The organism is Rhizobium sp. BK181 (genome assembly GCF_014193305.1).
GTDB lineage: Bacteria > Pseudomonadota > Alphaproteobacteria > Rhizobiales > Rhizobiaceae > Rhizobium.
In genome coordinates this window covers 1-17,625 of record NZ_JACHZA010000027.1, presented here as the reverse complement: position 1 = coordinate 17,625, position 17,625 = coordinate 1, and the positions used below count along the sequence as shown (strand labels likewise).

14 protein-coding genes and 7 pseudogenes are annotated in these 17,625 nt (G+C 59.7%); 8 read left to right on the top strand and 13 right to left on the bottom strand.

The genetic code is table 11. From position 1 onward, the window contains the following. Positions 1 to 246 precede the first annotated feature (246 nt). Positions 247 to 426 (top strand): annotated as a pseudogene (locus FHT77_RS31805) (VapC toxin family PIN domain ribonuclease); the annotation flags it as partial. 2 nt (positions 427 to 428) lie between these two features. Here the strand turns inward: FHT77_RS31805 and FHT77_RS29385 are convergent. The 4 genes from FHT77_RS29385 to FHT77_RS29370 all read right to left on the bottom strand — a co-directional run bounded on the left by FHT77_RS29385 (position 429) and on the right by FHT77_RS29370 (position 5,028). Continuing rightward, a complete protein-coding gene (locus FHT77_RS29385; RefSeq protein WP_246712792.1) occupies positions 429 to 1,052 on the bottom strand; it encodes a gamma-glutamyltransferase in 624 nt (207 codons plus the stop codon). Positions 1,053 to 1,149: 97 nt separating this feature from the next. Next, positions 1,150 to 2,685, bottom strand: coding sequence for a Fic family protein (locus FHT77_RS29380; protein WP_183758973.1), 1,536 nt, complete (start codon positions 2,683 to 2,685; stop codon positions 1,150 to 1,152). A 782-nt stretch (positions 2,686 to 3,467) separates the two neighbouring features. Next, positions 3,468 to 4,721 carry a HipA domain-containing protein gene (locus tag FHT77_RS29375; RefSeq protein WP_312859793.1) on the bottom strand — a complete coding sequence of 418 codons (1,254 nt, stop codon included), beginning with the start codon at positions 4,719 to 4,721 and terminating at the stop codon, positions 3,468 to 3,470. Then, positions 4,714 to 5,028, bottom strand: a complete 315-nt coding sequence (locus FHT77_RS29370) for a helix-turn-helix domain-containing protein (RefSeq protein ID WP_183759038.1) — start codon at positions 5,026 to 5,028, stop codon at positions 4,714 to 4,716. Before FHT77_RS29370 ends, FHT77_RS29375 begins: the two co-directional genes overlap by 8 nt. 344 nt (positions 5,029 to 5,372) lie before the next feature. On the opposite strand from FHT77_RS29370, the pseudogene FHT77_RS29365 reads away from it, so the two are divergent. Further along, a pseudogene (locus FHT77_RS29365) lies at positions 5,373 to 5,747 on the top strand (transposase); the annotation flags it as partial. Then, positions 5,714 to 6,811, top strand: coding sequence for a Fic family protein (locus tag FHT77_RS29360; protein ID WP_246712791.1), 1,098 nt, complete (start codon positions 5,714 to 5,716; stop codon positions 6,809 to 6,811). The pseudogene FHT77_RS29365 and the gene FHT77_RS29360, both read left to right, overlap by 34 nt. A gap of 113 nt (positions 6,812 to 6,924) precedes the next feature. On the opposite strand, the gene FHT77_RS29355 is transcribed toward FHT77_RS29360, so the two are convergent. Genes FHT77_RS29355 through FHT77_RS29340 form a run of 4 tightly spaced genes read right to left on the bottom strand, consistent with a single transcriptional unit; the run spans position 6,925 to position 10,372 of the window. Then, positions 6,925 to 8,157, bottom strand: a complete 1,233-nt coding sequence (locus tag FHT77_RS29355; protein WP_246712796.1) for an ABC transporter substrate-binding protein — start codon at positions 8,155 to 8,157, stop codon at positions 6,925 to 6,927. Between the two features lie 23 nt (positions 8,158 to 8,180). Beyond that, positions 8,181 to 9,233, bottom strand: coding sequence for an aldo/keto reductase (locus tag FHT77_RS29350; RefSeq protein WP_183759036.1), 1,053 nt, complete (start codon positions 9,231 to 9,233; stop codon positions 8,181 to 8,183). Positions 9,234 to 9,243: 10 nt separating this feature from the next. Then, entirely contained in the window at positions 9,244 to 9,594 is a 351-nt protein-coding gene (locus FHT77_RS29345; protein ID WP_183758968.1) for a TIGR04076 family protein, read from the bottom strand. Then, positions 9,587 to 10,372: a GntR family transcriptional regulator gene (locus tag FHT77_RS29340; RefSeq protein ID WP_183758965.1), complete on the bottom strand. Its 786-nt coding sequence runs from the start codon at positions 10,370 to 10,372 to the stop codon at positions 9,587 to 9,589. The genes FHT77_RS29345 and FHT77_RS29340 overlap by 8 nt, the downstream gene beginning before the upstream one ends. Positions 10,373 to 10,471: 99 nt before the next feature. Here FHT77_RS29340 and FHT77_RS29335 point away from each other — a divergent pair, with 99 nt between their 5' ends. The 5 genes from FHT77_RS29335 to FHT77_RS29315 are packed head-to-tail and all read left to right on the top strand — an operon-like array spanning position 10,472 to position 15,359. Continuing rightward, a complete protein-coding gene (locus tag FHT77_RS29335; RefSeq protein ID WP_183758963.1) occupies positions 10,472 to 11,281 on the top strand; it encodes an ABC transporter ATP-binding protein in 810 nt (269 codons plus the stop codon). Then, positions 11,278 to 12,018 carry an ABC transporter ATP-binding protein gene (locus tag FHT77_RS29330; protein ID WP_183758961.1) on the top strand — a complete coding sequence of 247 codons (741 nt, stop codon included), beginning with the start codon at positions 11,278 to 11,280 and terminating at the stop codon, positions 12,016 to 12,018. The genes FHT77_RS29335 and FHT77_RS29330 overlap by 4 nt, the downstream gene beginning before the upstream one ends. Further along, the gene (locus tag FHT77_RS29325; protein WP_183758959.1) at positions 12,015 to 12,926 is read left to right on the top strand and encodes a branched-chain amino acid ABC transporter permease; all 912 of its coding nucleotides are present in this window, start codon (positions 12,015 to 12,017) and stop codon (positions 12,924 to 12,926) included. The genes FHT77_RS29330 and FHT77_RS29325 overlap by 4 nt, the downstream gene beginning before the upstream one ends. Beyond that, a complete protein-coding gene (locus tag FHT77_RS29320) occupies positions 12,923 to 13,894 on the top strand; it encodes a branched-chain amino acid ABC transporter permease (RefSeq protein ID WP_183758957.1) in 972 nt (323 codons plus the stop codon). The genes FHT77_RS29325 and FHT77_RS29320 overlap by 4 nt, the downstream gene beginning before the upstream one ends. Before the next feature lie 4 nt (positions 13,895 to 13,898). Further along, complete coding sequence (locus FHT77_RS29315; protein WP_183758955.1) at positions 13,899 to 15,359, top strand: aldo/keto reductase; 1,461 nt, start codon at positions 13,899 to 13,901, stop codon at positions 15,357 to 15,359. A 133-nt stretch (positions 15,360 to 15,492) separates the two neighbouring features. Here the strand turns inward: FHT77_RS29315 and FHT77_RS29310 are convergent. The 5 pseudogenes from FHT77_RS29310 to FHT77_RS31790 all read right to left on the bottom strand — a co-directional run. Next, positions 15,493 to 15,868 (bottom strand): annotated as a pseudogene (locus tag FHT77_RS29310) (ribonuclease activity regulator RraA); the annotation flags it as partial. Positions 15,869 to 16,320: 452 nt separating this feature from the next. Beyond that, positions 16,321 to 16,542, bottom strand: a pseudogene (locus tag FHT77_RS29305) (SDR family oxidoreductase); the annotation flags it as partial. Positions 16,543 to 16,577: 35 nt separating this feature from the next. After that, positions 16,578 to 16,943: pseudogene (locus FHT77_RS29300) on the bottom strand (IS30 family transposase); the annotation flags it as partial. A 12-nt stretch (positions 16,944 to 16,955) separates the two neighbouring features. Beyond that, a pseudogene (locus FHT77_RS31795) lies at positions 16,956 to 17,079 on the bottom strand (2-deoxy-D-gluconate 3-dehydrogenase); the annotation flags it as partial. 408 nt (positions 17,080 to 17,487) lie between these two features. Beyond that, positions 17,488 to 17,625, bottom strand: a pseudogene (locus tag FHT77_RS31790) (HlyD family type I secretion periplasmic adaptor subunit); the annotation flags it as partial.

Genomic DNA, 17,625 nt, shown 5'->3' with positions numbered 1-17,625 from the left:
TAGCAGTGGTTGAACTGATATGGAAGATATCGGCCAGCTTGCTATGCTTTTCATGACGTTGATGGTGTCGCCGCCGAGGCGAACACTGCCGCGATCATGGGCTGAGGTTGACGCCCCGGCGTGCAACCATCCTAGCATTTCTGGAGTAGAGTTCCAGAATTGCAAGGAAGCGACGTCCTGAAGCCGCCCTCTAGCGGCAGCCATGCTATTTTTCTTTCAGCCTTTCTAAAGCCGTTCACCCTTTGCCGAGCCGCCGACATACTCCTGGGGGAGGCATCGCTGATCGCTGTTTCCTTGCCCTGCCTGTGCGAACTCCTGTGGATACTGCGAAGGGGTGCGAAGCGGGCAAAACAACAGATTGCGGTAACTGTTTGTGATCTGTTGGACGGCGGGAATGTCGTGATGAAGGGATCGTGCGTTAGCGCTAGTCAGAGGCCCAAGGCCGCGCCATCCTTGCGATGATCAGAGCCGGCAATGTAACCGTCACGGTACCGGCAAACAAGTTGCGCGCCGCCGAAAGCAAAACTGTTGTCGGGACTATTCCGGCTGATGGTGTGACCACGGCTCACAAGGCCGTCAATCGTCGCCTGCGGCATGGTGTGCTCGACTGCCACGTCCCGACCTGAAACGAAGCGCCACCGTGGAGCGTCGCTTGCCGTCTGAGGGTTCTGCCCGAATGCGATCATACGCACGACCATCTGTACATGCCCCTGAGCCTGCATTGGGCCACCCATGACTCCGAAACTCATCAACGGCTGATTATCTTTCATCAGGAAGCCTGGGATTATCGTATGGAACGGCCGTTTCCCGGGTCCAACCTGATTTGGATGACCTTTTTCTGTGGTGAAGCCCAACCCGCGGTTTTGCAGATGGATGCCGGTCCCGGGAATGACAACTCCCGAGCCGAAGCCCGAATAGTTCGACTGGATGTAAGAAACCATCATGCCCTTTTCGTCACAAGCGGACAGGTAGACAGTGCCACCCAGTCTCGCCTCAGACCGTGGCGGAATAAGTGTGATTGTTTTTCCTTTATAATCCAGCTTGCGCTTCAAACGCAGACGGAACGAACCTCACAACAGGGCGGAATCGAGTCTTAAAACCTCAGATCGTCCCGGAAGTCGGTCAGGTGGCGCGAAGTCTCCGATGGCTTTAACCAGGTCCTCCGGACATTGCTCCACCAGTGCCATCACCACCGTCGTTGTCGTGGTAGTCATCGGCGCGCGGCAGACGCAACCGTATGCCTTCGCGGTCCCCTACTTCTGGAAGGACAAAAGCATTGGTCTTGCTCAAAAGTGCCATTGCACCCGGCAGCGTCGTCCAATCGATTGCGTGTGAGTAGCGCTGTCCGAATTCGAGGGTTTTGAGAAGAGTGTCCGGGTTTCCGTAGTTGCTCATCAGCCTAAGTCCCTCCAGATAGTTCGAGCGGTAGACGGTAGGAATGATGATCCGCGCTTCGTTCCCTGCTGACAGTTCGGCATTCATCATAATGCGTGCTGACCTGCCGTTACCGTCGGCAAACGGGTGAACCTCCGCGACCATGAACATCATGAATATTGCCCGGTCCAGTGGCGCTTCGAGTCGTTGGTAGATATCGAATCCTTGTCGTAGGGTTCCGACAACATCTTCTGGCCTGACGAAGATGGTTGCACCTGCTTTGTTGCCGGACGACTTGAATTCTCCAGGCTTCTTTTCGGGACGCCCTTCCATAATCCTCTGGTGACGTTGCTTCAGCAGTTCGAGAAATTCTTCGAAATTCTTGGGTGTTCGACCGTTGTCGTCTGGGTTGGACACCACGGCAAAGGTACCCTGTATATCGTGAGCGTCTGCAGGCCGTTCTGGCGGGATCGCCCCGTTGAAGATGATATCCTCGGCCTCCTCGACCTCGAACTCTGTACCTTCAATAAAGTTCGAGAAATACGCTTCGAAAAAGGCCATGTGCACGGCCGAGGAACCGTTGAGATGAGCGATCCGTGGACTTTGAGGGGCCCTTGCCCTGAGTACGTCGTACATTGAGTTGAGCAGGTCGACCCTCTTGTGATCGAACGGCATCCCGGTTGCATGGGCGATGGCCGAAGGTGCCGAAAGCTTGACGTCCCTCGTCCCGAGGAGCGTACCGATAATGGTATCCAGGTCGTTGGACTCCTTGACCAAACCGAGGACGCGGCCTGCGTCTTTAATCTGGTCACGCAGAAGATTCAGGCCAGCCTCTCCGTTGGTACGAAGATACTTGGTGAGGTGTTCTTCAATCTCAACTCGGGAAGCGGTCCGTGAAACCCCGGTTCGGGCGCGAGAGGACACCATGTTTTCGACAAATGCACGCGCTCGCGACGAACAGTAAAGACTATCGCGCATAGGGAAATCGCCTACCACCCTCCCGACACCTATACGTGCGCGGAGCGTGATACCAGGAAGTTCGACATCCCGTTTTGACCCGGCATCGAGGAAGACTGTTCCGTCACCTGCCGGCTTCATTTCGAGCGCGGTGCGATCAACGATGACAGCGTCAGGAAAATAGAGGGGGACGATCTTCCATACATTCCGCCTGACCAGTTCGGCAGGATCACCCGAGAGATGACTTGTGAACAATCGACTACCGAGGGGCCGAAGCTTGCCAGCTTGCACTGCCCGCGAAATCTGAAGCGAAGTCGCTGTTGTGGACACTATGAAATCTGGAATATCGACCATTTTCTCTCCTTAGCCGCACCCGCGGCGCTGAAAATGCAAAGATTTATGACTTAGCAGATCATCAATGAAAATTTTCAGCACTTAATCATGATGCAACGTATGGATTGATTCTGCATTTAACAAGTCGCGCGTGAGCATTTATGAAAACTTTGGCACTTTAACCAAGTGCCGTTGATGATTTATCCGACTTAGCGTCAATGTATGTCGAGTTTGTATCACACGTGGAAGCAAGGAGCCGATCAATCGGGAATTTGATCGCTCCTCATTTGCTGACCGTTTCAGCATTCGGGTTCTGGATTGCTCGGTCGATGGCGCAACCGGCCTTTTCAAGCAGAGCTTGCGCGGCGTGCAGACGGAGCGTCAGGGACGGCGCCTGCGATGCTCTGTTGAAACGGCTAATCGATATCGCACTCACGGCCTGGCCACGGAAGAGTAGCACCTAGAGGGACCTGATGTGAGGGATCCGAACCAGCGACTCTGCAGTTCCGCTGCTTTGATGTCATATCGAAAGGACATCCAAGTGTAGAGGAGACTTTCCCTCATCAAAATCAGATCGGTCTTGCCAACGAGATCCCGTTCGACATAGCCGGGTCATGCACAGGCCACGACGATCGTCGGAGGCGCCTTCAGGCAGGTTCCCAAGCCAGGAATGGCCGACGCTGACAGCGGGACAGAAGATCAACGTTCTTGATAATAGTTGATAAAACGCCGATCTTGTCTCCTATCGTGCGATGGCTGACAAGGCCGACAAATCAGCATGATCCTTGAGGTCCACCGGGTACTCAGGTTGCACATGTGCAGAGGATCGGTGTCATCAGCCTGACATGTGCATCCATGCGCTCCAGAACCTTTGCCGGAACGACCTCGCGTTCCGGTAGCGACCACCAGCGATCATTTACGCGCTCGACCGTTTCGACCACCACCCTCAAAACCGCGGCTTCCGGCAATCGCGCGCGATTGGCGAAGGCTTTCCATCGCTGTGCATCCAATGCCTTGAAAGGACGCTCGCCGGCGAGCGACAGAGCCATGGCGTCCGCCGGGATGTACGGGATCGTCGAGAGCACGTCATAGACAGGCGCGAGATCCGGTTTGTCGCCGACACCTCGATAGATCAATGACCAGTTTTTCAGGTGCATGTCGCCATTGCCCGTCAAGGCAGCTAGAGCCAATCGGCGGGCGAACTCGAGAGCGGCTGCGGACGACACGGCAATGTTCAAGGCCGCAGCGATATCATGATAGGCGGCTCCTTCATACTTCCGGGAAGGATTGACGCCGAAGACCTGGGCGAAGTCCTCGATATGGATCCGCTCACCATTGATGCTACGATCGAAGCGTTTGACGAGCAGGACTTTTCCATCTGACAGCGTTTCGAACTCTTTTGGAATTCCTTCGAGCTCCGATTGCTCGACAAGTTCGCGTTCCGGCACCTCCATGCCGATCGCTTCTGCCAAAGCAAGATTGGCATACTCGTTCTCCGAGACGCCGGGAAATGAGGTGGACGGAAACTTGGCGATATACGACCCCTGCTCGTCACCAAGCGGCAGGGTCAGGCCGCCGCCCTTCCCCGTGTTCTTGATGACTGAGAGCTTCATTTGCACACCTGCAAGCGAAAACCGGGCTTTCGGTTTCGGGACTTGTATATCGTTGAGATGCACCACAGTTCCGTCGCTCGGCACGACGCGGACGGCACCCGGCAGGTCCGAGCCGAGTGCGACAAGCAGGTCGAAATCGTTCCCGGCGCGTATGCTATCGGCGTGATGCTTTTCCATCGCCTCGCGCAGCTTGTCCTCTGGGAGAAGATTGGCGAAGAACGCCGGCAAGGCTCTGGCAATAGGCTTCGGGTCTTTGCGCAAGCCCCCGTTGGCGGCGCGAAAAGACAGGCTAAGAACGGGAAATCCGCCGGTCGCGCGATAGCTATCATCGAAACTGAACGCGTTGAAATCACCGGGCGTCCTTACGAGCGTGCCTACCTTCACGTCGTTCAGCAGCACGTCGAGCGACGAGATGGATCTCGGATTGGGAAAGGCCTCAGTCACCACGTTCACCGCCTGGATTTGCAACGAATGCCGGAAGATCATCGAGATCGTCGTGTGGCCGCAGTAAAGCATCGACGGCCGGCACCATCGCCTGCGGGATGAGCATTAGCTCAAGCCCGAGAGCACGGGCGATGTTGATTAAAGTCGTCGTACGCGCGGCGCTACTTCCAGCCTCGATTTCACGGTATCGAGGCCGCGATATGCCTGCCATGTCGGCGACCTGCTCTTGGGTTAATCGCTGGACCTTACGAGCGGCCTTCAGCAGTTGCCCGATATCCAGCAGTGCGTTTGACTCGGAGCGTGCCATCATCCTTACCCGTCCCGTCTTCTTAGAGCTGGTGGGTGAGCTAGCAAGATCATCCCTTCCAGTCAAACAAAAAGATAAACATACGGATCATTTTATAACAGATGATCTGTTTACATATCATTAATGACGTTTTCAGACGACACCGCGAGGCGTCCCCACCTTACATGCTTCGTTAAACGCCGACGCTTATTTCCGCTCGCCCTCGGCACCGGTGCTGACAAGAAATGGAATGAGCATGCCCAAACACGATCTCTCATCACGTCATTTTCAGAAAAAAATGTCCGAATTCCGCGAGGTACGTATTGCACCGATGTCCTCGAAGCGGGTGCTGGAAAATGTCCGCCCTCGACTTTTTGAAGCGGATTGACGCCGAAATGCCCAATGGGCCGGACGTGCATCTGGTGATGGACAACTATGCCACCCACAAGAGACCAAGGGTCAAGGCATGGCTCGCGCGCCGCCCACACTGGCATGTTCACTTCACGCCAACGTCGGCATCCTGGATCAATCAGGTCGAGCGATGGTTCGCAGAGCTGACGCGAAAACAGTTGCAGCGCGGCGTACACCGTTCCACTGCAGAACTTGAAGCCGACATCGACGCTTTCATCGAAACCCACAACGACAATCCCACCCCATACAAGTGGGTCAAATCCGCCGACCAGATCCTCGCGTCGGTCAAACGCTTTTGCCAGAAGACAATGAACCGAACTTCAGATTAAACACGGCGACCGTCCCGATCACGCCCGAAATCCTTTCGCTGATCGCCGAAATCGACGAATTCAAAGGTGCTTGGCGTGCGATCGGCCGGATCGCGCCTGAGCGGCTGTCCATCCTCCGGCGTGTCGCCACGATCGAAAGCGTCGGTTCCTCCACACGTATTGAAGGGGCACGCCTGACCGACCGGGAGGTCGAAAAGCTGCTGGCAAATATCCGCCTCGGGTCATTTACAACACGCGACGAGCAAGAGGTTGTCGGCTATGCGGAGGTGATGGAGACCATCTTCAATGCTTACGAAGCTATTTCGTTCACCGAGAATCATATCCGTCAGCTCCACCGCGACATTCTTGCGCATTCGACAAAGGACGAGCGGCATCGCGGCGCCTACAAAACCCTCTCCAACAACGTGGAAGCGTTTAACGAACAGGGCGAGAGCCTCGGCACCGTTTTCGAAACGGCCTCGCCGTTCGATACGCCGCGTCGAATGCAGGAACTGATCGCCTGGCTGAATGAGCAAGGGCGAGAAAAGCGGCTCCATCCACTTTTGGTCGTCGCGATCTTCGTTGTCGTTTTCCTAGAAATCCATCCATTTCAGGATGGCAATGGCCGCCTATCGCGTATTCTGACCACCTTGCTGCTCCTGCGGGCCGGCTACGCTTACGTCCCGTACAGCTCGCTCGAAAGCATCATCGAGCAAAGCAAGGAGAGCTATTACATCTCGCTTCGGCGCACGCAGGGAACGATCCGCAGCGCGCAGCCCGACTGGAATCCCTGGATCGAGTTTTTTTTGAGAGCCCTGCATCGGCAGAAGACCCGGCTTGAGAAGAAAATGGAGCGCGAGCGTATTATCCTCGCCGACATGCCGGAATTATCCGTTACATTGCTCGAGTTGGCGCGCGAGCAAGGGCGGATTACGGTCGCGCAGGCTGCCCGGATCACCGATGCAAGCCGTCACACCATCAAGGACCATCTCAAGGCACTTGTGGATCAAGGGCACCTCATCCTGGTGCCGGCCGCGGCGCCTGGTACAGTCTTTCCTGATGAATCGGATGTCAGGCCCATCTGAATGGTTTGAGTTGAAGGGAACAGAACCAGCGCGGCACTATTCAAATGAGCTAAGCTTCTGAAAAGCCTAGAAAAGGATAGTAGTGGCCCGGGTGATCCCCGAGCCTTTTTCGCTTATTTCGCGGTCTTTATCTTGTTGACCTCTTCGGCGCTCAATTCGCCAACAGTCGTCACCTCGCCATTGGTGATCTTCCAGAGACGGAACGGGCCGGTGATATCGCCGTATTGATCGAAGCTGACAGGGCCGATGACGCCTTCGTACTTCACAGGCTTGCCGTCCTTGATGAGCTGCAGAGCCTTGGCAAACTCTTCCTTGCCGGCATGGATCGGCGTGCCGCCTTCGGCCACCACTCCCGGCACCGCAGCCTTGATGGCGGCAGCATCCGCTTTGCCCGCCTTGGCGATGGCAAGTGCGACGATCGCACCGGCATCATAGGAGCGGTCGGCGGCCGGGGCAGAAGGCGAGATGCCGCCGGAGAAGGCTTCATAATTGCCGTTGAAATACTCGGTCGACGCCGTCGGGCTGGTGCCGGAGGAGGTGCCATAGGCGTTCTCCAAATACTGCGCGCCGACACTCTCGATGAAGTCCTTGGAGTTCATGCCGTCGTTCAACAGGAATGTCTGCTTGCCACCGCCGGAAACCCAGGCGCGGGCAATGGTGGCGCCATCGACGGGAGTGCTGACGAGATAGAGCGCATCGGGATCACCGGCCATGGCGGCGCTGGCTTCCGAGGCGTAGCTCGACTGCTTCTCGTTATAGGGCGTAGTCGAGGTGATCGTGCCACCGAGCTTCTGATAGGCGGTCGCGAACTCCTTGACCATGTTCACGCCGAAATCGTTGTTGACGTTGATGATCGCGATCTTCTTCAGGCCTTGATCAATCGCGAACTTCGCAGCCGCCGTGCCCTGTAGCGCATCGGAGGTAATGGTGCGGAAAAAGACGCCGTTGGTCTTGCCGCTGCGGCCAAGCTCGGTCAGCGTCGGCGAAGACGATGCAGGCGATACCTGCACGACGCCGGCCGGCGCCGTCACCGATGTCAGGATCGGGATCGAGACTGACGAGATGATGCCGCCGATGATGACGGGCACCTTCTTGATGTTAACGAGCTGCGTCGCCTGATCGACGGCAACGTTACCCTGGCTCTGGCTGTCGCGGGTATCGGCCACGACCTTGCAGCCATTGACGCCACCGGCGTCGTTGATATCGCGGAAAGCCATCTCGACGGACTTGGCACCCGCCTTGCCATATTCACCGGCCGGACCGGTCAGTTCCATGACGAGGCCGACGGTGATGTCGCAGTCGGCCGCCAATGTCGGCGCCGTGGACGCAGCAAGGGCAGCGACCATGGCGGAAAGCAGGAATGTCGTTCTCATTTTTGTTCCCCTTTGTTGAGATTGTACTTCATAATGCTGCCGTGGCGGCCTTCCCTGTTCCGCTCCAGCGCATAAACGTCGCCGTCGAGCGGCTTTGAATGCGCAAGGACCGCATCAATCTCGGCCCTGTCCGTTTCGCTGAGCACGATATCGGCGATGGCGAGATTGGACTGCAGGTGATCCCTATTGCGGGCGCCGACGATCACGGCCGCGACGCCAGGCTTGGTCAGCATGGCGGCGCTGGCGATGGTCGCGATATCGGTGCCGTGGCGGTCGGCGATCCCGCGCAGCGTCGATAGCAGGACCTGGAACAGGTCCCAGCCGCCGAAATCATCGATGATTAGCTTGTATTTCGTGAGCGACCGGTTTTCGAGCGGATGCTCCGGCTCCTTTTGGCCGAGCCAGCGATCGCCCAGGAAGCCGCCGGCCACCGTGCCATAGCAAAGCAAGGCGAAGTTCTTCTCCTGAGCAAGCGCCACCATGCGCTTTTCCGGGCGCCGGTCGAGCAGCGAATATTGCAGCTGCAGCGAGGTGAAGGGCACGCCGGAGCCGATGATCGCCTCGATACGATCGGTGTCGAAATTGGTCCCGCTGATCTTGCCGATCTTGCCGGCCTCATGCAGCTCCTTCAGCCAGCTCGCCGTCGCCAGCCAGCCCTCGATATCATAGGCCCACCAGTGGAACTGAACGAGATCGAGGCAATCGAGGTTGAGCCGCTTGCGCGAGGTATCGATGACGCCTTCGACGTAAGCCTTGCTGATGTTTGGCAGGACCGTGAGATCGGGAACGAACTTGGTGTGGACGCGGATGCGCGAGAGGGCCTCAGCGCCGCGCAGGTTTTTGTAGGCAACGCGGAAACGGCCGATCAGCTCCTCGACACCGGTATAGATATCGGCGCAGTCGAAGGTGGTGATGCCGGCATCGGCAAAGGCAATCATGTCCTCGAGAGCGCTCTCGCCATCGATCGCGCCATGGCCGCCCGCCAGCTGCCAGCCGCCGCGAATGACGCGGGAGATTGCGTAACCGGGGGCGATGGTGATGCGCTGCATATTGGTCGGCCTATTCGTCATTCAAGGGAACCGCCGTGGTGGCGGCATGGCTGAAACGGCGCAGGCCCGTGCGGGTGATCCTGAGCCGTGTCGAGCAATTGGGATCCGGGCAAGCGATGTCGGCGTCCGTCGTCATCCAGTCGTTGCGATCTGTCGGACGCTGCTTGGCCGCGAGCAGCGGCAGCACGGAGGAGAGCGAGTAGATCGAAATCCCCTGCCCCTGTGGCAGGTGCAGCATCTCGCCTTTGAGCTCGAAATGGTCGCCCGGCTTGGCGCCGCAATAGACCGCGCCTCCTTCGGGAATGATCACGTCGACCCTCAGATCAAAAAGGTCGAAGCCGTCGTCGATGGGTTCAGCCATGATGGTCTCCCGGCGCGCCATCTTCAGGTTCCGCGTCCAGCCGCCCGCGGATCAGATCGAAGGAGCGGCTGATGTCGTTGGAAAGCGATCGCATCGCGGCCTCGACATCGCGCTTTTCGAGCGCATCGATCAGCGCCCAGTGATGATTGGTGGCGGCAAGTCCGCCCTGTTCGTCATGAATATGCGCGGCCTTGCGGATTATTGCGCCCGATTGCAGCCACAGGCTCTCGACGATCGGGATCAGCACCTGCGAGCGCGCTGCATGATAGATGTGGAAATGAAACTGCTGGTTCAGCGCTGATGTGACATGGCCAATATCCTTGCCATGCTGCTCGAAAGCGAGATCGCAATCGACATTGATCTGCTTCAGCACGGCAAAGTCGTCATCCATCAGACTGGGCAACGCCAGCGCAACCATCTGGCCCTCGATCAAGATGCGGGCGCGGGCGAGATCGTCGAGACGTTCACGGGTGATGAGCGGCACGCGCACCGAGCGATTGGGCAGCGATTCCAGCGCCTGTTCGGACACGAGGCGCCCAAGCGCCTCGCGCACCGGCATAGTGCTGGTCTGCAGCCGCTCGGCGAGATCGACGATGCGCAAAACATCGCCTGCATCGAACATGCCGTTGATCAGCGAGTTCCGGAGCTGCGAGTAGACGCGGTCCTGCAGCGTCTCGCGCCCGACCGGAGCGAGCGCGTCGTCACGGTAGTGACCGCCATCGGCGGGCTTCCTCGCCTGGGCTCCTGCAGACGGTACTACCCCCGTCTGGACTACCATTGAGCCTGGTCCGTGGAAGGCCCGTTTTTTCGGTTGCTTTTAAACATGGGGTAAAGTTTGATCAAACATCACCGATCAAATCAAGAGACTTCTTTCTCCATGCCCTTGCCAATGCCAGACGCCCCAAAGAAAGCGGCAGAATCCGCGAGAGCCGTGATCGACGCGCGCGAACTAATGAAGTCGTTTCAGGGCAACGTGGCCGTCGGCGGCATGTCGCTCAGGCTCGGCGAAGGCGAAATGGTCGGCCTCATCGGCCCGAATGGGGCCGGCAAGACAACGCTGTTCAATCTGATCGCCGGTAGTCTCAAGCCGACGTCGGGCGAAATCTGGATCGGTGGTCGCGAGGTGTCGCAGGAAAGCCCGGAACGACGAATTGGTCGCGGTGTCGGCCGTACCTTCCAGATCCCGAAGCCCTTTCTTGAGATGACCGTGCTCGAAAACGTGCTCGTCGGCGCACAGGCGCAGGACGGCGAGCGGTTGGTCGCCAACTTCCTGCGCTTCGGCCTTGTCAGGCAGCAGGAGCGGCTGGCGATTGAGAAGGCGCGCGCGCTGCTGGAGTTCGTCACCTTGTCCGGCCTTGAGGGACAGCCCGCAAAGGTGCTGTCGGGCGGCCAGCGCAAGCTGCTCGAGCTCGCACGCATCCTGATGGCCGATCCGCAAGCGATCCTGCTCGACGAGCCGGCGGCGGGCGTCAACCCGGCGCTCTTGGAGACGATCATGGAACGCGTGCTGGATCTCAATGCGCAGGGCAAGTCGATCTTGCTGATCGAGCACAATATGGACATGGTGTCGCGGCTCTGCTCCCGCGTCGTCGCCATGGCGCTCGGCAAGCCGCTGGCCGAGGGCACGCCGGCGGACGTCGCCTCCAATCCCGATGTGATCGAAGCCTATCTCGGAGCGGCGGCATGACAGCGACAGCGCTTCAAACCCATGCGCTGATCGCCGGATACGAACCCGACCTGCCGATCGTGCGCGGCGTCGATCTCTCGGTGGCGCCGGGCGAGCTGCTGGTGCTGCTCGGACCGAACGGCGCCGGGAAGTCGACCTTCGTCAAGGCGATCGCCGGCGTGGTGCCGATCCACTCAGGAAGCGTGATGCTCGGGGAGCGGGAGATCACCCGCGTCGCATCTCACCGCAAGATCGGCGAAGGCCTTGCCTTCGTGCCGCAGACCGAAAACATCTTCGCGACGCTGACCATTCACGAAAACCTGCAGCTTGCTGCCGCTGTCCTGCCGAAGCCGCAGCGCTCCGAACAGATTGCCGCGCTCTACCGTTGCTTTCCTGACCTCGCCAGCAAGCCTTCGCGCCTTGCCGGGGCGCTGTCGGGCGGGCAGCGGCAGATGCTGGCAGTCGCCCGCGCACTGATCGTCGATCCCTCCGTGCTCATCCTCGACGAGCCCTCGGCCGGCCTGTCACCGAGGATCGTCGGCGAGGTGTTTTCGATGCTGAAGGAGATTAACGCCGGCGGCGTTACCGTCATTCTCGTTGAGCAGAACATCAAGGCGGCGCTGGCGATCGCCAGCCGCGCCGTCATCCTTGTCGAAGGCAGGATCAGGCACGAGGGCGAGGCCGCCTCGCTGCTCGGCGACCCGCTGATCGCCAAGCTCTATCTCGGCACCGCCACGCAAGCGTCGGAGGCACCATGAACCCGCAATTTCTCATGGATGGCCTGATTGCCGGCGCCATGATCGGCCTTGGCGCTATAGGCGTGACGCTCACCTATTCGATCCTGCGCTTTGCCAATTTCGCCCATGGCGAGATGCTGTCCTGGGGCGCCTATCTGGCGCTCGCCGTCAGCGGCGGCATGGGGCTCTTGTCGACCACGCTGACGAAGCCGATCGGCCCCTTCTCCTTTGGCTGGTCGCTGCCGCTTGCAGCCGTGATCGCGATCCTGCTCACAGGCTTGCTGGCGCTGGCCGTCGATGCGGTGCTGTTCGCCCGCCTGCGAGCGCGCGGCGGCGCGATCATCATCCTCGTCATGGCGAGCTTCGGCGCCTCGCTTGCGCTGCGCAGCCTGCTCGAATTCATCTTCACCTCCAAGCCCGTCTATTACACCAAGGCATTGCAGATCGCCGTGAAGATCGGCGGCGGCCTGCGCGCCACGCCCGATCAGCTCCTGTCGCTCGGCCTGTCACTGGTGGCGGTCGTCGCCATCCACCTGCTGATGACCCGGACCGATATCGGCCGCTCGATGCGCGCTGTTAGCGAAAACCCGGCTCTGGCGGGCATTGCTGGCGTGGATGTGCGCCGCTTGATCCGCGTCGTCTGGTTCGTCGGCGCTGCCCTTGCCTGCATCGCCGGCATCATGACCGGGCTGCTTGTGCAGATCCGCCCCTATCTTGGCCATGACCTGCTGCTGCCGCTGTTTGCAGCCGCGATCCTTGGTGGGATCGGCAGCGTGCCGGGCGCGATGATCGCCGGATTGATCGTCGGCCTGTCGGAGGCTGCCGCCGTGCAGATCGTCGGCGCGGAGTGGCGTGCGGCTGTTTCCTTCGTCATCATCGTGGCGGTCTTGCTTCTTCGCCCGCGCGGCCTGTTCGGGAGAGCGGCATGAGCCTTGATCTGATCGCCTACGCCGCCTTCTTTCTCACGATGGCGCTGACCTATGCCATCATGTGCCTCGGGCTTAATGTCCAATGGGGCCAGACCGGCCTCTTCAACGTCGGCATCGCCGCCTTCGTCGCGATCGGCGCTTACGTGTCGGCGCTATTGACGACGCCGGATGCGCCCGGCCGCTTCGGCGGCTTCGACATGCCGATCGCCATTGGCTGGCTCGGCGGCGCGCTGTTCGCCGGCCTTGCCGCCTGGCTGGTCGGCGCGCTGACCATTCGGCTGCGATCCGATTACCTCGCCATTGCTACCTTCGGCGTTGCGGTCACGGTGCAGCTTTGCGTTCTCAACCTGCAGCCGCTGACCGGCGGCGCCTTCGGCATCGGCTTCATTCCGCGCCCGTTCGGAAACCTTGCCGCTGATCCGCTGGTATTTTCCCTTTCCAATCTCGCGCTGATGGCGGCCGTCGTGCTGGCGCTCTATCTGGCGCTCCAGCATCTCGCCAAGAGTCCCTGGGGCCGCGTGCTGCGCGCCATCCGCGAAGATGAGAACGCGGCACAGGCGCTCGGCAAACGGCCGATCCGCTTTCGCCTGCAGGCCTTCACCATCGGCGGCGCCATCATGGGGCTGGCAGGCGCGGCGCAAGGACATTTCATCGGCTTTATCGCGCCAGACAATTATCTGCCGATCCTGACCTTCCAGGTATGGGCGATGCTGATCGTTGGCGGCTCCGGCAACAATCGCGGCGCCATTCTCGGCGCGGTGCTGGTCTGGGGTCTTTGGGCGCTGTCGGCCGCCGCCGTCTCCGCGCTCGTACCGCCCGAACAGCAGGCCCGCGCGGCATCGATGCAGATCGTCATGATCGGCGTCGGGCTCTGCCTCATCCTGCTCCTGCGCCCACGCGGCATCCTCGGCGCTTCCAATACGCTGGCCTCGCTGACCAGCAAGCGAAAACAGACATTCAGGGAATAGAAGCATGTCCCCCACGCCCCCACGCATAGCGCTCACCAAGGATCTCTCCATCAGCCGCATCGTTTGCGGACTCTGGCAAGTGGCCGACATCGAGAAGAACGGCACGGTGATCGATCCCGACAAGGGCGCCAATGTGCTGCAGGCCTATGCGCGCGACGGCTTCGACACGTTCGACATGGCCGATCACTACGGTTCGGCGGAGTTGATCACAGGGCGACTGCTGTCGCGCTATCACAATGGCCAGCGGCCCATTGCCTTCACGAAGTGGTGCCCGGAACCGGGACCGATGACGGCTGATGTCGTGCGTCGCGGCGTTGAGGAACGGCTGACGCGGCTTGGCGTCGACAAGGTGGATCTCCTGCAATTCCACTGGTGGAGCTTCGAGCATCCCGCATGGCTCGACGCCCTGCACGAGATGCAGCGCCTGCGCGATGAAGGCCTGATCGGCTCGCTCGGCCTCACCAACTTCGACGCCGGGCATCTGGCGCTGGCGCTCGCCGATGGCATCGAGATCGCCAGCAATCAGGTTTCGTTCTCCCTGGTCGACCGCCGCGCCGCCGGTGCGCTTTCAAAGCTTTGCGCGGAGAGCGGCGTCAAGCTTCTTGCCTATGGGACGCTCTGCGGCGGACTTCTCTCGGAGAAGTGGCTCAACAAGCCGGAACCGACGTCGATCGCCGATTGGAGCCGCTCGAAGTACAAGCGCTTCATCGATACCGCCGGCGGCTGGGAGGCCTTCCAAGGCATTCTCAATGCCGCCGCAACCATCGCGGCTACGCATGGCGTCTCGATTTCCAACGTCGCGAGCCGCTGGGTTCTGGAACACGATGCGGTCGCCGCAACCATCGTCGGCGCGCGGATCGGTGAGAACGAGCATCGCGGCGACAACCTGAACGTCTTCTCCTTCGCGCTCGAGGAAGAGGATCACCTGGCGTTGAACGCCGCCTTCGCCAAGACGCAACCCATTCCCGGCGATTGCGGCGACGAATACCGCAAGCCGCCGTTCCTCACCGCATCCGGCGACCTCAGCCACCATCTCGATGCCATTCCATCTATCTACACCGCTCAGGCCGTGCCCGGTCGTCCAGGCCGCTCGCGCGTCTCGTCCGGCAGCATCTGGGAGCCGATCGCCGGCTATAGCCGCGCCGTTCGGATCGGCAACCGTATCCTCGTCTCCGGCACCACCGCGACCCATGGCGCGGACCGCTGCGTCGCACCCGGCGATGCCGGTGCGCAGGCCACTTACGTTCTCGACAAGATCGCAGCCTCCATTTCGGCCCTTGGCGGCAGTATAGAAGACGTCATCCGCACCCGTATCTATCTGCGCGACGCAAACCAGTGGGAACCCGTTTCCCGGGCCCATGGCCGTGCCTTTTCATCCATCCTGCCCGCCAATACGCTCATCGAGGCCGGAAACCTGATCGGGGACTACGAGGTTGAAATCGAGGCGGAAGCAGTCTGCGACTGAGTGCAGGCAACATAAATCGGGCTGATGCCGGTGACCGCCAAGGAGGAGCGGCTGCTCACGATGGTCCGCGGAAAAGGTATCGGTCTCAAGGGATGCGTCGGCGCGAAATCGCGCGACGCCCGAATTCCGACAATCAGCTCTCGACGGTCCGGGCTTTGCTCCATTCCGCATAGCGGGCAAGCGTTTCTTCATTAGGAGGATGGACGCCGTCGCACGTCCGGATTCAATTTCCGTTTTCAGGAACTCTTCCTGCTCTTCCATCGCGATCGCCTCGTCGGCGATTTCGTCGACGTACTCCTCGGAATAACGATCACGGCCTCACTGTCGCCGAAGATGATGTCGCCCGGATAGACGGCAACGCCACCGCATGCAATCGGCTGGTTCATGTCCGATGCATGATGCACCACCAGATTGGCGGGCGCGGCCGGCCCCAGGCAATAGGTGGGGAAGCCGAGGGAGACGATGTCGGCGGTATCGCGTACCCCGCCATCCAGAACCATTCCCGCCGCGCTACTACGGTCACAGTTGCGGTCGGCTGGAAGTGGACGACCGAGATGTGGGGGAGACCCTGATATCGGAAGGTCTCGCCGTTCTTTTCATCTGTGGCGTGACCGGATGTCCCCCGACGCCAAGGCCGTAGTGCGGTTAGGCGTGGTGCGGCGCTTTTTGGCGCGCTTTCCAAAAAAACTGCACCCGAAGCCTGCGCTTCCATATCGACCGTCGTTTCCTTCCTGCTCTCATTGAATAATTGGGTTCGAGCGAAGTCTGAAGGAGCTTCCTACCCGGACACAAAAAAGGCCCACGGGAGGTGTGGGCCGAGTTCCAGGAAAAATGATGTCTAACGACGGTAATTAAGCATGCCCTAATTGAAAGGCAAAGCCGATGCGAGGGCGGCCGTCGCCGAATGTTCGCTAGCGTGTCTTTTTTAACACTTGTGCGCGTCGTCGCCGTACAAATGGAACTACCGCGCCAGCCATCCGCCATCGACTGGTAGGACTATGCCGTGGACATAGTCGCAAGCCTTGGACGCCAGGAAGACTGCTGCGCCCCCGAGTTGCGCGGGATCTCCCCAGTGACCGGCAGGGATGCGGGCAAGGATGCCAGCGCTGCGGTCAGGATCCTCGCGCAGAGCTGTCGTGTTGTTCGTGACAAAATAGCCTGGCGCAATGGCATTGACTGTGAGTTCGTGCTGAACCGCGACTTTTGTGGCTCATCAAGCTAGCCGGCATGTCTGATCTGCGCGAGCAGTTTCTTGCGGAAGACTTCGGCCGGGGTTCTATAGCCAAGGCATTTGCGGGGTGTTGCGTTGAGCCGGTTGCAGATCTCGATAAGATCGGCATCTGTGACCGATAATGGATCGACCTCTCTCGAAAGCCATTTCCGGTCGCGGCCATTGGTATTCTCGACGGTGCCTTTCTGCCACGGCGATTGCGGGCCGCAGAACCAGGTTTGGGTGCCGATGCTCGCCTGAAGATACGGCCAATCCGTAAACTCCGTGCCACGGTCGAAGGTGATCGAGCGACGGGCTAGATGGGGTAGGGCCTTGAGGGCCTGTATGAGGCCGTCCATGACCGGACGTGACTGTGACGGTCGTTGCGTGGAAGAATGCGCCGGCTTGGCGCACTGCAGCCTCGGTTTCGTCCATCGCCGAGCGGCCGACTGCGACGATCGAGTCACCGGCCGCAGCCAAGGCGATAGCGATCGCCTGGCCAAGGCCGGAGGCGCTTCGTTACCTGATTGACTACGAGGGTCTCGACAAGACTGTTCTGCCGTATTTCGGCAAGCTTCCTGACCGGGCGTGCTGGCGGGCAGGATGAGATGATTCAACGCATCGCCGAAAACCTCCCAGTCACGAGCGATCGCTGCATCGATCAGCATGAAGCCGGTGACCTCAGGCACAAGGCGGCCGATATAATATACTGAAAGGCCCCCGCTGCCGCCGACAAGCCCGAGCACCGGCCGAGATCTCCATCGCTCATTTGCGCGATAGCGACTGATCCATCCCCTGCAAGGCAGTCGTGATCTACTCCAGTTAGCTTTTTAAAAAAAATCATGCAGTGCGGTTGCGGCATCAGTAACCGTTGCCGGTCCGATGTACCTGCAGGGCTCGGTCTGGTTGTTGGTCCGGCTATTCCTCTCTGAATGCCTTCATCATTTGGTCGGTGAATGGTTTGAGGAGGTATGAGAGGGCGGTTCGCTCGGCGGTTTGGACGAAGACCTCGACGGGCATTCCGGGGATGAGCTTGTTGTCCTTGAGGAGGTTCTG